Annotated in this window: 17 protein-coding genes; 8 read left to right on the top strand and 9 right to left on the bottom strand. The window is 62.9% G+C overall.

What is annotated here, in order from left to right; genetic code table 11:
* Positions 1–224: 224 nt before the first annotated feature.
* Together ACMGT0_RS05765 and ACMGT0_RS05770 are read right to left on the bottom strand one after the other, a co-directional pair.
* Positions 225–1,826 (bottom strand): ABC transporter substrate-binding protein, encoded by a 1,602-nt coding sequence (locus tag ACMGT0_RS05765; protein WP_054064154.1) that lies wholly within the window; start codon positions 1,824–1,826, stop codon positions 225–227.
* 104 nt (positions 1,827–1,930) lie between these two features.
* Complete coding sequence (locus ACMGT0_RS05770) at positions 1,931–2,641, bottom strand: SIMPL domain-containing protein (RefSeq protein WP_054058540.1); 711 nt, start codon at positions 2,639–2,641, stop codon at positions 1,931–1,933.
* A gap of 221 nt (positions 2,642–2,862) precedes the next feature.
* Between ACMGT0_RS05770 and ACMGT0_RS05775 the strand changes: the two genes are divergently transcribed.
* The 4 genes from ACMGT0_RS05775 (at position 2,863) to ACMGT0_RS05790 (ending at position 7,327) form a co-directional block, all read left to right on the top strand.
* Complete coding sequence (locus ACMGT0_RS05775; protein WP_054058541.1) at positions 2,863–4,122, top strand: ATP-binding protein; 1,260 nt, start codon at positions 2,863–2,865, stop codon at positions 4,120–4,122.
* Complete coding sequence (locus ACMGT0_RS05780; RefSeq protein WP_017904783.1) at positions 4,119–4,679, top strand: response regulator transcription factor; 561 nt, start codon at positions 4,119–4,121, stop codon at positions 4,677–4,679. Before ACMGT0_RS05775 ends, ACMGT0_RS05780 begins: the two co-directional genes overlap by 4 nt.
* Positions 4,680–4,775: 96 nt before the next feature.
* The gene (locus ACMGT0_RS05785) at positions 4,776–6,506 is read left to right on the top strand and encodes an ABC transporter ATP-binding protein/permease (protein WP_416771823.1); all 1,731 of its coding nucleotides are present in this window, start codon (positions 4,776–4,778) and stop codon (positions 6,504–6,506) included.
* Positions 6,507–6,577: 71 nt separating this feature from the next.
* Positions 6,578–7,327, top strand: coding sequence for a FadR/GntR family transcriptional regulator (locus ACMGT0_RS05790; protein ID WP_054058543.1), 750 nt, complete (start codon positions 6,578–6,580; stop codon positions 7,325–7,327).
* 81 nt (positions 7,328–7,408) lie between these two features.
* On the opposite strand, the gene ACMGT0_RS05795 is transcribed toward ACMGT0_RS05790, so the two are convergent.
* The 3 genes from ACMGT0_RS05795 to glsB all read right to left on the bottom strand — a co-directional run bounded on the left by ACMGT0_RS05795 (position 7,409) and on the right by glsB (position 10,357).
* Positions 7,409–7,597, bottom strand: coding sequence for a hypothetical protein (locus ACMGT0_RS05795; protein ID WP_054064158.1), 189 nt, complete (start codon positions 7,595–7,597; stop codon positions 7,409–7,411).
* A 14-nt stretch (positions 7,598–7,611) separates the two neighbouring features.
* Positions 7,612–9,261, bottom strand: coding sequence for a hypothetical protein (locus ACMGT0_RS05800; protein ID WP_054058545.1), 1,650 nt, complete (start codon positions 9,259–9,261; stop codon positions 7,612–7,614).
* 187 nt (positions 9,262–9,448) lie between these two features.
* Positions 9,449–10,357, bottom strand: coding sequence for a glutaminase B (gene glsB, locus ACMGT0_RS05805; RefSeq protein ID WP_054058546.1), 909 nt, complete (start codon positions 10,355–10,357; stop codon positions 9,449–9,451).
* Positions 10,358–10,502: 145 nt separating this feature from the next.
* Here glsB and ACMGT0_RS05810 point away from each other — a divergent pair, with 145 nt between their 5' ends.
* Positions 10,503–10,997, top strand: a complete 495-nt coding sequence (locus ACMGT0_RS05810) for a hypothetical protein (protein ID WP_054058547.1) — start codon at positions 10,503–10,505, stop codon at positions 10,995–10,997.
* Between the two features lie 62 nt (positions 10,998–11,059).
* Positions 11,060–11,347 carry a PA4642 family protein gene (locus ACMGT0_RS05815; RefSeq protein WP_054064159.1) on the top strand — a complete coding sequence of 96 codons (288 nt, stop codon included), beginning with the start codon at positions 11,060–11,062 and terminating at the stop codon, positions 11,345–11,347.
* A gap of 71 nt (positions 11,348–11,418) precedes the next feature.
* On the opposite strand, the gene mqo is transcribed toward ACMGT0_RS05815, so the two are convergent.
* Complete coding sequence (gene mqo / locus ACMGT0_RS05820) at positions 11,419–12,927, bottom strand: malate dehydrogenase (quinone) (protein ID WP_054058549.1); 1,509 nt, start codon at positions 12,925–12,927, stop codon at positions 11,419–11,421.
* A gap of 731 nt (positions 12,928–13,658) precedes the next feature.
* On the bottom strand, positions 13,659–13,892 hold the full coding sequence (locus ACMGT0_RS05825; RefSeq protein ID WP_054064160.1) for a hypothetical protein: 234 nt from the start codon (positions 13,890–13,892) through the stop codon (positions 13,659–13,661).
* A gap of 358 nt (positions 13,893–14,250) precedes the next feature.
* Between ACMGT0_RS05825 and ACMGT0_RS05830 the strand changes: the two genes are divergently transcribed.
* On the top strand, positions 14,251–14,835 hold the full coding sequence (locus tag ACMGT0_RS05830) for a YajG family lipoprotein (protein ID WP_054058558.1): 585 nt from the start codon (positions 14,251–14,253) through the stop codon (positions 14,833–14,835).
* Positions 14,836–14,911: 76 nt separating this feature from the next.
* Here the strand turns inward: ACMGT0_RS05830 and ACMGT0_RS05835 are convergent, their stop codons facing one another.
* Entirely contained in the window at positions 14,912–15,118 is a 207-nt protein-coding gene (locus tag ACMGT0_RS05835) for a hypothetical protein (RefSeq protein WP_017904795.1), read from the bottom strand.
* 203 nt (positions 15,119–15,321) lie between these two features.
* Here ACMGT0_RS05835 and ACMGT0_RS05840 point away from each other — a divergent pair, with 203 nt between their 5' ends.
* Positions 15,322–15,609 carry a hypothetical protein gene (locus tag ACMGT0_RS05840; protein WP_192842709.1) on the top strand — a complete coding sequence of 96 codons (288 nt, stop codon included), beginning with the start codon at positions 15,322–15,324 and terminating at the stop codon, positions 15,607–15,609.
* Positions 15,610–15,786: 177 nt separating this feature from the next.
* Here the strand turns inward: ACMGT0_RS05840 and ACMGT0_RS05845 are convergent, their stop codons facing one another.
* Complete coding sequence (locus ACMGT0_RS05845) at positions 15,787–16,953, bottom strand: 1-acyl-sn-glycerol-3-phosphate acyltransferase (RefSeq protein WP_054058551.1); 1,167 nt, start codon at positions 16,951–16,953, stop codon at positions 15,787–15,789.
* Positions 16,954–16,984 lie beyond the last annotated feature (31 nt).

Here is a 16,984-nt window from a genome sequence, read left to right on the forward strand (position 1 = left end):
GAGGACGACCTCGTGAGTCGACCTGCGGATACTTATGCAGGCCCTGTACCCATTGCAAGATGCAGATAGGCTGCAAGTCTCAAAGTGTGGCACGAACGTACAGGAATGTCGCAAATGTATAAATACTGACGCATTTGACCGTTTGCATCGGGTTTTTCCGGTGCAAACGGCGCACTGCGAGTGGGCAAGCGGGGCGTCTGGCGCACCCGGTTGGGGCGTTGGTGTTACTTATCCAGACTCACGCCGTAGAAGGGTGTCAGGCCGAATGGACTGATCCTGAAATCACGGACTTCCTTGCGCAGCGGCTGGAATACCGTCGAGTTGGCGATCGGTGTGATCGGCACCTGTTCCTTGAGGATTTTCTGCGCCTGTTGATAGAGCTTCACCCGCTCATCGCGGTTGCTGGACAGCTTGGCCTTCTGGACCAGCTTGTCATAGTCCGGGTCGCACCACTTGGCGTAGTTGCTGCCCTTGACCGCGGCGCAGCTGTACAGCACGCCCAGCCAGTTGTCCGGGTCGCCGTTGTCGCCGGTCCAGCCATAGATCATCGCGTCATGCTCGCCATTCTTGGCGCGCTTGATGTACTCGCCCCACTCATAGCTGACGATGTTGGCCTTGATCCCGACCTTGGCCCAGTCCTGCTGGATCATCTGCGCCGACATCCGCGCATTGGGGTTCGACGCGCGCTGCACGGTCATTGCCCACAGGTCGATGCGGGTGCCGGGCGCGACACCGGCCTCCTTGAGCAGCGCCTTGGCCCTGGTCGGATCGTAGGGTGCATCCTTGATGTTCGGGTCGAACGACCACTGCGCCGGTGGCAGGGCGTTCTGCGCCAGTTGCCCGGCGCCCTGGTACACCGCCTTGATGATCGCCGGCTTGTCGATGGCCATGTCCAGCGCCTGGCGGACCTTGAGCTGGTCGAGTGGCTTGTGGGTGACGTTGTAGGCCAGAAAGCCCAGGTTGAAGCCGGCCTGTTGCAGCACCTGCAGGTTCGGGTCCTGCTTCATCACCTCGATGTCGGCCGGGCGCGGGTAGCCGCTGACCTGGCATTCACCGGCCTTGAGCTTCTGCAGGCGGGCGGCGGCATCCGGGGTGATGGCGAAGACCAGGTTGTCGAGCTTGACGTCCTCGGGTTTCCAGTAGGCCTTGTTGGCGCTGTAGCGGATCTGCGCATCCTTCTGGTAGCGCTTGAACACGAATGGCCCGGTGCCCACCGGTTTCTGGTTGAGTTCCTCGGCCTTGCCCTCCTTGAGCAGCTTGTCGGCGTATTCGGCGGACTGGATCGAGGCGAAGCTCATCGCCAGGTTCTGCACGAAGGCCGCATCGACATTGTTCAGGTTGAAGCGCACGGTCTGTTCGTCGAGTTTCTCGATGTTCCTGATCGTGGTGTCCAGGCCCATGTCGGTGAAGTACGGCGACTCGGAAGGGTAGGCCTTGCGGAATGGCATGTTCTTGTCGAGCAGACGGTTGAAGGTGAACAGCACATCGTCGGCGTTGAAGTCGCGGCTCGGGGTGAAATAGTCGGTGGTATGGAACTTCACGCCCTGGCGCAGGTGGAAGGTGTAGGCCAGGCCGTCCGGGGACACTTCCCAACGGGTGGCCAGGCCGGGTTCGACCTCGGTGCCGCCACGCTTGAACTGGGTCAGGCGGTTGAACACGGTTTCCGCCGAGGCATCGAAGTCGGTGCCGCTGGTGTACTGGCTGGGGTCGAAGCCGGCCGGGCTGGCCTCCGAGCAGTAGACCAGGGTGCTGGCGGCCTGGGCCAGCGGAGCGCAGGCCAACAGGCCGGCGGCAAGGAGCAGCGGTTTGAATACGGTTCTTTCCATGGAATCCCCTGGGAGTGCCTTTAGCGAGCGAAAAAAAACGGCGGTCACCGAGGTTACCGCCGTTGCGGGCCGCTTAGAAAGCACTTGTGGGGCTTTGGCCGGGCTTATTGCAGGACTTCGATCACGCCGTCGGCACTCATCTTCACTTCGCTGGTACCGGCCTCGACTTCCGGTGCCGGTGCCGAATCCATCGCGGCCGCCTTCATCATCATCGGAGCGCGGGCGTAGGGCTGTGGATAACCGCCGCTGTTGAGGTTCAGGTTGACGATCTTGTAGCTCTTGCCGCCGAGAGCTTCGGTGGCGATCTGGGCGCGGGCCTTGAAGGCGTTGACCGCGTCCTTGAGCAGGGCGTCCTCGCTGGTCTTGCGCGCTGCGGTGGAGATGGCGAAGTTCATGCTGTCCATCTTCAGGGTCTGCATCAGGTCGCCGGTGAGCTTGGACAGGGCGGCGAAGTCCGGGCTTTCCAGGCGCAGTTCGGCGCGCTCCTGCCAGCCGGTGATCTTCTGGGTCTTGCTGTCGTAGATCGGGTAGCTGTTGCGTGAGCCCTGGCGCAGGGTCACGGCCTTCACTTCGCGGGCCTCGCCAAGGGCCTTGTTCATGGTGGTGGTGATCTGTGCGGCGAGCTTGGCCGGGTCGGCGTTCTGCGCCTCGGTGTAGAGGGTGACGATCATCAGGTCGCGCGCCACTTCCTGGCTGGCTTCGGCCCGCAGGGAGACCTGGTTGTAATGAAGCTCATCGGCAGCCAACGCCGGCAGGCTGGCCAGGGTGGCGGTGCTGAGGGCGATCAGGGTGGCGCTGCGAGTGAACCGTTGCATAGAGACTCCTTGAGATACGGGACGCGACGGTCGTCGGGCGATGTCGCGTGAACCCATGAGACTCTAGCGGTTATCGTCGGTTTCACCCAATTACAACTTCTATACATATGTAAGGAACTGTTGTCGGGAGAGCTGTGGCCGTTTGCCGCACTTTTGCCAGACGGGCGCCCGGCTTGGGTATACTCGTGAGGGTCCGCCTGGAGCGCTCATCAGGAGAGCTCATGCTCGCCCCCTTTCAATTGCTGTCCGCGACTCGCCAGAATCTCTGGCGCCTGACGTTCATCCGTATCCTGGTGCTGGCTGCCCAGGCCGGCTCGGTAGGCATTGCCTACGGCTTCGAACTGCTGCCGCTGCCCTGGCTGCAACTGTGGACCACGCTGGCCTGCTCCGCGGTGCTGTGCGCCTTCACCGTCGTGCGCCTGCGCACCACCTGGCCGGTCACCGAACTCGAGTATGCCGTGCAACTGGCCTGCGACCTGTTCATCCACAGTGCGCTGCTGTATTTCTCCGGTGGTTCGACCAACCCCTTCGTGTCCTATTACCTGGTGCCGCTGACCATCGCCGCGGTGACCTTGCCCTGGCGTTTCTCGCTGGTGCTTTCCGGCGTCGCGCTGGCGCTGTACACCCTGCTGCTGGTGCAGTTCTACCCCTTGGAAACCTTGCCGATCTCGCGGGAAAAACTGCAGATTTACGGCATGTGGCTGAGCTTCGCCCTGGCCGCCGCGGTGATCACCTTCTTTGCCGCGAAGATGGCCGAGGAGCTGCGCCGCCAGGAAGAACTGCGCGCGCTGCGCCGTGAAGAGGGCCTGCGTGACCAGCAACTGCTGGCCGTGGCGACCCAGGCTGCCGGTGCCGCCCATGAACTGGGTACGCCGCTGGCAACCATGAGCGTGCTGCTCAAGGAAATGCGCCAGGACCATCCGGACCCCCTGCTCCAGGACGACCTGAGCGTGCTCCAGGACCAGGTCAAGCTGTGCAAGGAGACCCTGCAGCAACTGGTGCGCGCCGCCGAGGCCAATCGCCGGCTGGCGGTCGAGATGCAGGATGTCACCGTCTGGCTCGACGAGGCGCTGAACCGCTGGCACCTGATGCGTCCGGAAGCCAGCTACCGCTTCCAGCGCCTGGGGCAGGGCGAGGTGCCGCGCCTGGCCCCGCCGCCGGACCTGACCCAGGCCCTGCTCAACCTGTTGAACAACGCCGCCGATGCCTGCCCCGAAGGCCTGGAAGTGCGACTCGACTGGGATGAGGAGAACTTCACCATCAGTATTCGCGACCACGGCGCCGGTGTGCCGCTGGCCATCGCCGAGCAGATCGGCAAGCCGTTCTTTACCACCAAGGGCAAGGGCTTCGGCCTCGGCCTGTTCTTGAGCAAGGCCAGCGTGACACGCGCTGGCGGCTCGGTGAAACTCTACAGTCATGAGGAAGGTGGCACGCTCACCGAGCTGCGCCTGCCCCGTGTTGCCCGAGGAGACGAAGCATGAGTGACGAGATCCAGGTCGAAGGCGAGGAACTGCCGCACCTGTTGCTGGTGGATGACGACGCCACCTTTACCCGTGTGATGGCACGGGCCATGAGCCGTCGCGGTTTCCGCGTCAGCATCGCCGGTTCCGCCGAAGAGGGGCTGATCCTGGCCCAGCAGGACCTGCCGGACTATGCCGCGCTGGACCTGAAGATGGAGGGCGACTCCGGCCTGGTGCTGCTGCCCAAGCTGCTGGAACTGGATCCGGAGATGCGTGTGCTGATCCTGACCGGCTATTCCAGCATCGCCACCGCGGTGGAGGCGATCAAGCGCGGTGCCTGCAACTACCTGTGCAAGCCGGCGGATGCCGACGACGTGCTGGCGGCCCTGCTTTCCGAGCATGCCGACCTCGACACCCTGGTACCGGAAAACCCGATGTCGGTGGACCGCCTGCAGTGGGAACACATCCAGCGGGTGCTCACCGAGCACGAGGGCAACATCTCCGCGACGGCCCGTGCCCTGGGCATGCACCGGCGGACCCTGCAGCGCAAATTGCAGAAACGGCCGGTGCGCCGCTGAACCGGCGCTGAACGGAATCCTTTCAAGCTGCACGCCTGCCCAGGCGAATCATCTATGATCGGTTGGTGAAATTTCTTACGCCAACCGAGCCTTAGAATGACTAAGAACGCTGAATATTCCGCGGTCAACGATGCAGTAAAAGGTCAGTTTTTTCGTAGGGTCTGGCAGTTGGCCTCGCCTTACTGGCGCAGTGAGGAGAAGGGCAAGGCCTGGTTGCTGCTGATCAGCGTGGTTGCACTTTCGCTGTTCAGCGTCGGCATCTCCGTCTGGCTCAACAGTTGGTACAAGGACTTCTACAACGCCCTGCAGGAAAAGAACAGCGAGGCCTTCTGGCACCTGATCCTGTATTTCGGCGCGATCGCCGCCGTCGCCATCCTGGGGGCGGTGTATCGGCTCTACCTGACCCAGATGCTGACCATCAGTTGGCGGCGCTGGCTGACCGAGCAGCACTTCAAGCGCTGGCTAGAGCACAAGAACTACTACCAGATGGAGTCGGGCGGGCACACCGACAACCCCGACCAGCGGTTGAGCGAAGACCTCAACAGTTTCACCAGCGATACCCTGACCCTGAGCCTCGGGCTGTTTCGCACGGTCGTCAGCCTGGTGTCGTTCTCGATCATCCTCTGGGGCGTTTCGGGGAGCATCGAGGTGTTCGGCATCACCATCCCCGGCTACATGTTCTGGTGCGCCTTCCTCTACGCGGCCATCGGCAGTTGGCTGACCCGGGTGATCGGCAGCAGCCTGATCCCGCTGAACAACCAGCAGCAGCGCTTCGAAGCCGACCTGCGTTTCTCCCTGGTGCGGGTGCGCGAGAATGCCGAAAGCATCGCCCTGTACGATGGCGAGCCGAACGAGAACCAGCGCCTGAGCAGCCGTTTCGGCAAGGTCTGGTCCAACTACTGGGCGCTGATGCGGGTCACCAAGCGCCTGACCTTTTTCACCTCCGGTTATGCCCAGATCGCGATCATCTTCCCCTTCATCGTCGCCGCGCCACGCTACTTCGCCGGCAAGATCCAGCTCGGCGAACTGATGCAGATCAACTCGGCGTTTGGCAATGTGCAGGAGAACTTCAGCTGGTTCATCGATGCCTACTCGAACATCGCGGTATGGAAGGCCACCTGCGACCGTCTGCTGAGTTTCCGCCAGGCCATGCTCGATAACGAGGAGCGTGCCGCGGCCATCGACGTGCAGAACCGGGGCGACAGCTTGCAGGTGAGCGACCTGAGCCTGGACCTGGCGGATGGTCGGCACCTGCTGGCCGGGGCGAACATGGCGGTGGCGGCGGGCGAGCGGGTAATGCTCAGCGGGCGTTCCGGCAGCGGCAAGAGCACCCTGTTGCGGGCCATGGGCAAGCTCTGGCCAAGGGGGCGCGGCAGCATTCGGCTACCGGCTGCGCGTTCGTTGTTCCTGCCACAGAAGCCTTATCTGCCGATCGGCAGCCTGCGCGAGGTGATGAGTTATCCACAGCCGGGCGATGCCTATCCGGACCCGCGTTACCAGGAGGTCCTGCACACCTGCCGCCTTGGACATCTTGCCGGCCGCCTCGATGAGAGCAATCATTGGCAGCGCATGTTGTCACCGGGTGAGCAGCAACGCCTGGCCTTCGCCCGGGCACTGCTGTATGCCCCGCAATGGCTGTTCCTCGATGAGGCCACGGCAGCGATGGACGAGGAGGATGAAGCGGCGCTGTACCAGGCATTGATCGACCAGATCCCCGGCCTGAGTATCGTCAGCGTTGGCCACCGCAGCAGCCTGAACAAGTTCCATCCGCGGCATCTGCGTATCGAACAGGGACATCTGGTCACTCAGGAGCCGGTCGGCGCATAGTCGGACGGTGATCGTACAACCTCGTTGAGCTATCATGGGGCTCAGCCGTTCAGCCGAGATAGATGTTCGATATGGAAAACCAGAGCGCCGCGCTCCGCGCACCTCGCAAGCGCCGCAGTCTTGCCCAGGAATTGGTCACGGTCCTGACCGAGCAGATTCGTGATGGCCAGCTCAAGCGCGGCGACAAGCTGCCCACCGAGTCGGCGATCATGGACGCCCACGGCGTCAGCCGCACGGTGGTGCGCGAGGCGATTTCCCGCCTGCAGGCGGCAGGGCAGGTGGAGACCCGCCACGGCATCGGCACCTTCGTGCTGGACACGCCGAGCCCGAGCGGTTTCCGTATCGACCCGGCGACGGTGGTGACCCTGCGTGATGTGCTGGCGATCCTCGAATTGCGTATCAGCCTGGAAGTGGAATCGGCCGGCCTGGCGGCGCAACGGCGCTCGCCCGAGCAACTGGCGGCGATGCGCGCGGCACTGGATGCGCTGAACGACAGCGTGGCCCATGCCAGCGATGCGGTGGCCTCCGATTTCCAGTTCCACCTGCAGATCGCCCTGGCCACCGGCAACCGCTACTTCACCGACATCATGACCCACCTGGGCACCAGCATCATTCCGCGCACGCGCCTGAATTCCGCACGCCTGGCCCATGATGACCAGCAGCACTACATGAATCGGCTGGGGCGCGAGCACGAGGAGATCTACGAGGCCATCGCCCGTCAGGACTCCGACGCGGCGCGGGCGGCGATGCGCCTGCACCTGACCAACAGCCGCGAGCGGTTGCGCCAGGCCCATGAAGAGGCCGAGGCTCAGACTGAGTAGGCTTGCGTCAGCGTTCTTCGCGGGCAAACGCCGCGCCTGCACGGGCGTGGCTGCCCGCGGATAGCGGTTTCAACTGACCGCTCACCCTGCCAGGATCGTGCGATCCACGCGTATGGCCCACTGCACGGCTTTCGCCGATACATCGAACACCACTTTCCCGGTGTCATCCGCCTTCGCCCGGGCCACTGCCACGCCATCGGCCAGCAGTTCCAGCGGCATATCCCTGAGCGACTGGCCGCTAGCCAGCGCAAGTCTTACGGTAAAGGTCATCGTTGATCTCCCTGTCATTGATGGTTGTCGATAAAGGTCGTTGCCTGGTTGTCCAGCGTGCCGATCCGTTCCGGTGAGCCACCGCGGAACTGGCGGAACACGTTGCGTCCGGTCGCGCCGGAGGCGGCATTGACCGGTACGTTGAGGGTCGGCTGGAAGCGGTCGGTCAGTTCGGCATAGGTCGTCCAGGGTCCGATGTAGGATTCGTCCAGCCCCTTGCTGTAGCTGAAGGCATAGCGCACGGCATTTCCCGGCAGCCAGTTGGGTTCGCTGGCGGTGCGGCTCTGCCAGCCATCGGCGCTGATGGTCGGGGCGACGCCGGGCGGGTTCAGGTAGCCCGCGGGCTTGTTCGGCTGATAGTCCTTGAGCAGCAGGTAGGTGCTCCAGCCCCACCAGTTGTCGCTCTGGTTGCGGTCATTGAGGTCGTTGACGTCCTTGCGGCGCAGCACGTTCCCGCCCTTGAGGGCGAACAGCGGGGCGAAATTCAGGCGGTCCTGGCGGTCTTCGACTTTTGCCAGGTCGGGCACCGAGCCCAGGGCGGCGTAACGTTCGGCCGGCACCACAACACCGCTGAGGTAGGCGGCGAACACCTCGTCCGCCGACTGCTGCACCGCTTGCCTGACCTGGCGCCGGTTGCTGTCGTCGATGCTGTCGAAGTAACGCTTGTCGCCGTAGCAGTTCCACTGTTCACCGCGGGCGTTGCGGACTTTCAAACCGTACTGGCTGTCCTCGTCGTGCATGAAGCGCGAGATCAGCGAGCCGACGTCGCTGGGGGTGACGCTGTCGGCCAGTTGCTTGCGGGGGACGCGCAAGTGGCCGGCGGAAAACAGGTCGGTGAGAAAGTGGTCGGCAAAAGCGTTCATTGCATAGGCCAGTTCCAGATCCTGGTCCTTGCCGCTCTGGCGGGCCACCAGCGCCTGTTGCAAGGCTACGGCGTGACCGGCCTGGTAGGCGAGCAGGGCCCATGGGCCGAAGTGGTCCCAGTTGCTGGCGGCCAGTTTCAGGTAGCGGCCGAGGGGGAAGAGCGGCGAGGCGATGCTGCCGCCGCCGGTGATCCTGTTCCATTCGCCCGACAGGGTATCGCCCAGTTCGTCATAGGCCTCGTGCGGTTGCCGGCCATCGCGGATCGCCTGGTTGGCGGCATTGATCTCGGTTTTCATCACCTGCAGGATATTCTGCGCTTCCTCGCGGGAGGCGGGCAGCACGGCCAGCGAGTCGAAGGCTGCGCGAAAGCGCGTCTGGCGGTCCTGCGCGGTGTTGCCGTCGGCGATCGGCCGGTCCGGGATGCCGTAGAAGTCGCCGCCCAGGGCGATGATCTGCCCGTAGGTCAGGGCCAGGCCGTTATTCAGGTGCAGCTCCACCTGCCAGGCGGGAATGGCCGGTGCGTTTTCGGCGAAGCGCAGCAGTGTGGCATCGCCGATGGCGGTGTGCTCGCCGCCTTCGAAGCGGACCTGGGGCGACCCCTTGAGTTGGCTGGCGGGTCCGTTCGGCAGGTGTTCGGGCCGGTGATACTTGAGGGTGTGATGCCCTTCGGCGAGCAGGACGACGGTGCTGCCATCGCCGGGGATTGCAATGCCCTGTTGGCTGAAGAGGCTGTCCAGTTCGGCAATGAGTTTGCCGTCGTGCAGCAGGTTTCGCTGCGGTGTGCGTTCAATGGCTGACATTTCTAGCTCCTTGATATGTCATCGTTTGTTCAATTTAACTGTATGGATATACAGTTAAACAGGAGCATAGATGGAATATTTCCTACGTCAAGGGCGGAAAAGTCTGTGGGACCTGCTGATCTTTGCGATTGAGTTTGTGCGATGACATACGGATGCTGATGAGGCCGTGCATTGCGCACGGCCTTGGTCAGAACACCGACCAGCCGATCCGTTGGCTCAGCAGCTCCAGCGCCGCCATGCCCGCCAGCGAGTTGCCGGCGGTGTTGAGCTCCGGCGACCAGACGCAGATGGTGAACCGTCCCGGTACCACCGCGACGATCCCGCCACCCACGCCGCTCTTGCCCGGCAGGCCGACCCGGTAGGCAAAGTTGCCGGCCTCGTCGTACAGCCCGCTGGTGGCCATGATCGAGTTGACCTGTTGGGTCTGGCGCGCCGTCAGGACCTGCTCGCCGCTGTGCTTGCAGAAGCCGTCGTTGGCCAGGAAGCCGAAGGCGCGGGCCAGGTCGATGCAGTTCATGCGCAGGGCGCAATGGCTGAAGTAGCTGCGCAGCACCGTTTCCACATCGTTGTGAAAATTGCCGAACGACTGCATCAGGTAGGCCATCGCCGCGTTGCGGGCGCGATGCTGGTATTCCGAGTCGGCGACCTTGCCGTCGACCATCACCTGCAGGTTGCCGGACAGCCGTCGCACGAAGTCGCGCATCGACAGGGCCGGGGCGGCGAAGCGCGACTGGTTGATGTCGCAGATCACCAGGGCGCCGGCATTGATGAACGGGTTGCGCGGGCGTCCGCGTTCGAACTCCAGCTGCACCAGCGAGTTGAACGGCTGGCCGGACGGCTCGTGACCCAGGCGCTCCCAGATCGCTTCGCCGGAATGGTTGATCGCCTGGACCAGGCTGAATACCTTGGAAATACTCTGGATCGAGAAGGGCGTCTGCGCATCGCCAGCGTAGTACAGCTCGCCATCGTTGCCGTACACGGCGATGCCCAACTGGTTGGCCGGCACATCGGCCAGCGCCGGGATGTAATTGGCCACCTTGCCCTGGCCGATCAGGGGACGCACTTCATCGAGGATTTCGTTCAACAGCGCTTGCATGCTCGAACTCGCAGTCACTTCCCGCGGGTTGCGGGACTACAAGCTGCTAGACGCCGGGCGCAGGCTTTGAAGCACAGTTTTTATTGCGAGCAAGCGCCGTGTTGCTCTGTGCTAGAGTGCCCTGCCAAGCGCCCTGGAGCCTGCCATGCCCGTTTCGATCCGCCATGCCGCGACGCTGTTGATGTTCGCCGGACTGCCCCTGACCGTCGACGCCGCGCCGGGGGCGCCCTTGCACGGGCAATACCTGCCTCCGGACGACCTGTCCCTGCGCCGCGCCGAGCCGGAGCAGCAGCAACTGTTGCAGGTCACCGAGTATTCGGTGGTGATCGGCAGCCAGCGCCAGTCCAACCAGCAGCCGATTCCGGTGACCTCGTCGCTGCTGGTGCGCCTCAAGGGCAAGCCGTTGAGCAAGGGCGCGACCGTCAACCAGGTGCTGGTCAGCTTCGACGGCGAGAGCAAGAGCCTGAAAAAACCGACGTTCGACGAGGCGAGCAAGACCCTGAACCTGTATTACCCGCTGACCCAGTACCGGGTGGTCATGGACCTTTTGCGCAACGACACGGTGTATTGCCAGTTCCTGAGCTACGCCAACGGCCATATCTGGGCCGACCTGCATACCGGATCAGTTCGTACTCGTTGAGAGCGGAGCAGATGCGGGGGTAAACTGCCCGCCCCGTGTAATATCTGTGGCTGGAGCCGGTAATGCGCAAAGACAAGAAACAGGTGATTGGTGACGAGATCGGCGATGCGCAGGTCAAGTCGTTCCTCGACTTCGAGCCGGCCGATGCAACCTCGCCGTCCCTGCACAAGCTGATCAAGGCCTATCGTGGCCTGCGTATCGACGACTTCGAGCGTTTCCTGGTGTTCTTCAAGGAAGCCGGCTACGACCTCGACGGCAAGGACGAGCATGGCCAGGACTTCGTGACCCTGATCCAGGACCAGCGCAACGCGTCGGACTATATCGAGCTGATCAACAACGCTCGCGGCTGAGTTTTCCACAGCCTGAAAAAAAAACGCCCCGGACCTCAACAGGCCGGGGCGTTTTTCATGGCGCGAGTACCTCAGGCGTAGCTTTCGGTCTCGCTGCTCGGCTCCACCAGCTCCAGGCTGATGTTGTTCTGGGCGTTGATCCGGCGATACAGCGCCGCGTCGGTAGCCAGGGCCTTCTCCCGCGCCGGGAAGATTTCCTGCAGCTTGGCGGCCCATTCACCCTTGGCCTTGTCGGCGAAGCAGCGTTCGATCAGTTCCAGCATGATCGACACGGTCACCGAGGCGCCTGGCGAGGCGCCGAGCAGGGCGGCCAGCGAACCGTCCGCAGCCGCGACCAGTTCGGTACCGAACTGCAGCACGCCGCCTTTCTTCGGGTCCTTCTTGATGATCTGTACCCGCTGGCCGGCCACTTCCAGGCGCCAGTCCTCGGCTTTCGCCTCAGGGTAGAAGCGGCGCAGGGATTCCAGGCGCTGCTCCATCGACTGACGCACTTCGCTGATCAGGTACTTGGTCAGGTCCATGTTGTCGCGGGCCACGGCCAGCATCGGACCGATGTTGCCGGGACGGATCGAGCTCGGCAGGTCGAACAGCGAGCCGTGCTTGAGGAACTTGGTGGTGAAGCCGGCGTAGGGACCGAACAGCAGGGACTTCTTGCCATCGACCACACGGGTGTCCAGGTGCGGCACGGACATCGGTGGCGAGCCCACGGCCGCCTGGCTGTAGACCTTCGCCTGGTGGTGCTTGACCACTTCCGGGTTGTCGCAACGCAGCCACTGGCCGCTGACCGGGAAGCCGCCGAAGCCCTTGCCTTCCTCGATGCCCGAGGCCTGCAGCAGGGGCAGGGCGGCACCGCCGGCACCAAGGAAGACGAACTTGGCGTCGACTTCACGGCTGCTGCCACTGTTGACGTCCTTGATGCTCACGGTCCAGCCGCTGCCGTTGCGCTTGAGGCCGGTCACGCGCTTGCAGTACTTGACCTGGGTGTCCGGGGCGCTGGTCAGGTGGTTGAGCAACTGGTTGGTCAGCGCGCCGAAGTTCACGTCGGTGCCCTTGAGCACACGGGTGGCGGCGATCGGCTGATCGACCGGACGGCCCGGCATCATCAAGGGCATCCACTCGGCCATCTTCGCCCGGTCTTCGGTGTATTCCATCTCGGCGAAGGCGTGGTGCTGGTGCAGCACTTCGAACCGCTTCTTCAGGAAGCCGATGTCCTTTTCACCCTGCACGAAGCTCAGGTGCGGCACCGGGCTGATGAACGACTTGCACGAGCCGAAGGTGCCTTTTTTCGACAGGTAGGCCCAGAACTGCTTGGACACTTCGAACTGGCTGTTGATGTGCACGGCTTTCTTGATGTCGACGGAACCGTCGGCAGCCTGTGGCGTGTAGTTCAGCTCGCACAGCCCGGCGTGGCCGGTACCGGCGTTGTTCCATGGGTTGGAACTCTCCGCGGCACCGGAGTCCATCAGCTCGACGACTTCCAGCTTGATCGCGGGGTCGAGCTCCTTGAGCAGCACCGCGAGGGTCGCACTCATGATGCCGGCCCCTACCAGGACCACATCGACTGCTTCGTTATGCGCCATTAACGCGTCTCCAAAATCTGCAGCACCACATTGACGGCATGGCCGCCAGGAATTGACAGGGCAACGTCAGCCCGGTGTCACTCATGGCCAGGTTCGCCATGTCCGATTTTTCGCAATTTTTTGCAACTTCAGCGGACGCTGTCGGTGGGCTTGAGGTGCGTATGAACGCATTTCAGGCGACTTCCGGCAATTCGACTTATGGTCGAGAGCATCCGATCGTGCAACCAAATCCGTAGGCGGACAGGCTTCAAGCACCTGCCTGGGAATATCGGGTCCTGTGTGATCGAGTCGTCAAGGACGTTAATGGTGCATTTCCAGAGGCAAAACTTTTCATTTGCTCGCCACACTCTCGTGAAGTAGTGAATACCCGTTTTTTCACGCTCTTTTGAAGACGTGAACCTCAAAAAAGGGCTGCCGCGGCCTGTCACCGGGCCCGCGAAGCAAATGCCGGCCGGGAAGCAAGGCTGGCGTACGGGCAAACAGCTCAGTGAACGAGCACAAAGGCAGCTCTGGCAGATTCGGTAAAACGGTGGGTTGCAGGTGCAGCAGCAAGCACGCCGACTTCACTCGATCTGTGTGGGCGGCTCTCTGTGGGCGGTGCGGGGGACCGATGCAGGTGCATCAGCGATACTGCGAGGCCCGATCAGGAGACGTCCTTATAATCGGGGGGAGATTGTAACCAAGAAATGCGCAGAAATGACCCTGTTGAATGACTTTTATTAGCCGTTTGGTCAGATGGTCAACGGCAGCGCCCGACGCGGATGTGACGTCCGTGGGCTGACACGGGCACTGGCAGGCAGTGGCTGGTGCATCCAGGCCAGGCGAATCTCCTCGATTTCGACCCAGCCGTCGCCCGCCGGCGGCAGGTTGCACTGCTTGAAGGCCTGGCAGCGGCCGTCGGCACCGAGCCGGGCGAAGCTGCGTATGGGCTTGCGAGGGAAAAACAGTTGCCAGAGCAATTCCATCGTCACGTTACCTGTTGTCCCGTTGTGGTATCGATGTTGTATCGGGGCTGTTACGTGCGCATGTAGGGGCGGTGAATTAAATGTGACATGACTCCCCCGGTTCGCGGTATCCGCAGCCGCCTGCGGGGCGATGTCTGGTGAGCGGCGCACGTGCACGGCTATACTGACGGCCTGATTGTGCCCAGGCTATATACGAAATCGCTTGAAACTTGGTTATGCGGCGTTAAAAACCGGCTCGGAATGCTCATTTACTCCAGTAAAGTCGGGCGCGACCCCGGCCGTTCCTCGCCGGTTTTTGCCTTGCCTAACCTGCGTTTCAAACAATTTCGTACACAGCCTAGTCCTTGGAGAGATGCGCATGTTGCAACGCCTGTTGTTCGGTTTGATCACTGTGACCAGCCTGACCCTGGTCGGCTGTGCCAACAGTCCTCAGCAGCTTAGCCCGCAACCCACGCTCACTACCCAGCTCGCCCCGGTTGGACATGGGCAGCAAGTGGTGGTCCGGGTTGTCGACGGTCGTCGCTCGCCGGTACTGGGCACTCGTGGCGGCCTCTACCCTGAAACCAGCTCCATCACCGTCCAGGGCGCCGACCTGGTGCCAAGGCTGCAGGCCCAGGCTGAAGCCGCCGTCCGTCTGCTGGGCTTCACCCCAACGCCGAATGCGATGAACGCACCGACCCTGACCGTGACCCTGTCCGACCTGACCTACCAGTCGCCGAAGGACACCACCTACGTGACCGAGGCCACCATCGGGGCCAACTTCCGCTCCGACGTGACCAACGCCAACCAGCGCTACAGCGGCCAGTACGGTGCATCGCTGAACCAGCGCTTCGGCATGGCGCCCAACGAGCAGACCAACACCAAGCTGATCAGTGACGTGTTGAGCGACGCGCTGACCCGGGTCTTCAAGGACCCGAGCATCGGCCGCCTGCTGAGCCAGTAACCCGGCGCAGCAATGGAAAAGCCCGGCTCTGGAGGCCGGGCTTTTTATTGCCTGTCTGTCGACTGCCCGCCTGGGGTCAAGCGGCTTCGATGTGGAAGTCCAGCAGGCTCACGCCGGTGGTCAGGTCGGCTTCGGGCAGGTCGGCGTGCTGATGGCCGCCGAGGGCACAATAGACCAGCCAGTGGCGGTCCTGGACGTTGAACGACATGGCGTCCACCAGGGCTTCCTGTTCATCGCTGGGGGCGATCAGGTAAAGGCGGTCCTGGTTGTTGGCGTGCAGCATGACAAGCTCCGTGAATGTTCTAGGGCGACAGGGTGGCCTGTTAAGGTGACGTTCAGGTGACAGCGCAAATTAATCCGTAAATTGTACGGAGCCGGACACAGGAAACTGTAACGCACGGGTGTTCCCATACCAGCGTGCGCGGCGACGGCTATCTGCCGTTCGTCCGGGTGTTGGACAGGCGCTGGTTCATCCGAGGGTTCATGATGTCGTTGCAATTGATCTGGAGCGTATTCGCCGGGCATCCGGGCAAATGGCTCAACCTGTTCGCCCTGCTGGTGGCCTGCCCCGGTGCATGGCTGTTGCAGCTCACGCGCCGCCGTGAGCTACGGGCGCTGGAAAAGCTGGAGATGCAGAGCGAAGGGCGGTCGATCGATCAGCCGTTGCTGCTGCTCGACTCGCGGGTGGTGCGGGCGAACCGGTTTTTCTACCGGTTCGGGTTCGCCTGCCTGGGGGTGGCGCTGCTGGTGTCCTGGATCAGTACCAGGCTGTAGAGCCTACCCCTTGCCTGGGCGCGGCTTGCCGGTGGATGGCCACTTTTGGCGGATCGTCGGAGCAACGCCCGCAGCAAGCCGGCTCCCACATGGACCGCGTCGAACGCGTTCCCGGCAGGAGCAGGGCTTGCCCGCGAATAGGCCGGCAAGCCCTGCCCCCACCCTGCGACTACGCCCTTACAGCGGTAGCCCCGCCTTGACCCGATACTGGTTGCGCACCGGGGTCGCGTATTGCTGCACCAGGTAGGGCTGGTGTTCGGCCGGGCAGGCGTCCAGGCGGCTTTGCCATTGCTCCCTGGCCTTGTTCAGTTCTTCGGCCGGGAACAGCTCGGCAGCCTTGGGCACCTGTAGCTGCGGATCGGCGTCGCTCCACTGCGCATAGGCCAGGTAATGCACCGGGAACAGCCGGTAGCCACCGAGGATCTGCCGATCCATCTCCTGGGCCAGCACCTTGGTGTCCTCGAAGGCCCCGCTCAATGGCGCGGCAAAATTCACGTGCACGCGGCCCTTGTAGCCGGTGATGCCCTTGGCGATGCTCACGTCATCCTCGCCCGGTGCCTTGCTGTAGCTGCCGGTAGTGGCGCGGATGTACAGCTCGCGGGCCTTGGCCAGGTCGCAAGGGTCGTATTCGTAGCTGATCGACACCGGGGTCAGGTTCAGCGACTGGATGACCTCGGCGAAGGGCTCGTCCTTGCGGCTCATGTGGAACATTTTCAGGATGGCCGACTCGGTGCGGTCGTCACCGTCCTTGGCCCGGCCTTCGGCCTGGGCGATCCAGATCGACTGGCAGTCGTGGCGGATCGAGTGGTTGATGTAGGCCGACAGCAACTGGTAGGCCGCCATTTTTTCCCGCCGCCCGCTGATCGAACGGTGCACGATGAAGCTCTTGTTCAGGCGCATCAGGTCGCTGACGAACGGCTTCTGCAGCAGGTTGTCGCCGATGGCGATGCGTGGCGTCGGCAGGCCGGCATGGTAGACGGCATAGTTGACGAACGCCGGGTCCATGACGATATCGCGATGGTTGGCCAGGAACAGATAGGCGGTGCCGGACTTGAACTGCTCGACGCCGGTATAGGTCACGCCATCGGTGGCCCGTTCGATGGTGTTGTCGACGTAGACCTCGATCTTGTCCTGCAGGGTTGCCACGCATTTCACGTCGGCGAATTCACGACGCAGCCGATAGGCGATCAGTGGCCGTAGCAGCCAGCCAAAGGTTCCGACCAGGCGGGGGAAACGGAAGTGCGTGAGAATATCCAGAAAAGCCTTGTCACCGAGCAACCGGGCCAGCACGGCTGGCACCTCGGAGTCGTCGTAAGGTCGGATGGCATCGAATTCGCCCATCATGCTCTCTTGTTGGAAACGGCTAGGGTAAGTA

This window comes from Pseudomonas sp. RHF3.3-3, assembly GCF_048069595.1.
Lineage (GTDB): Bacteria > Pseudomonadota > Gammaproteobacteria > Pseudomonadales > Pseudomonadaceae > Aquipseudomonas > Aquipseudomonas fuscovaginae_B.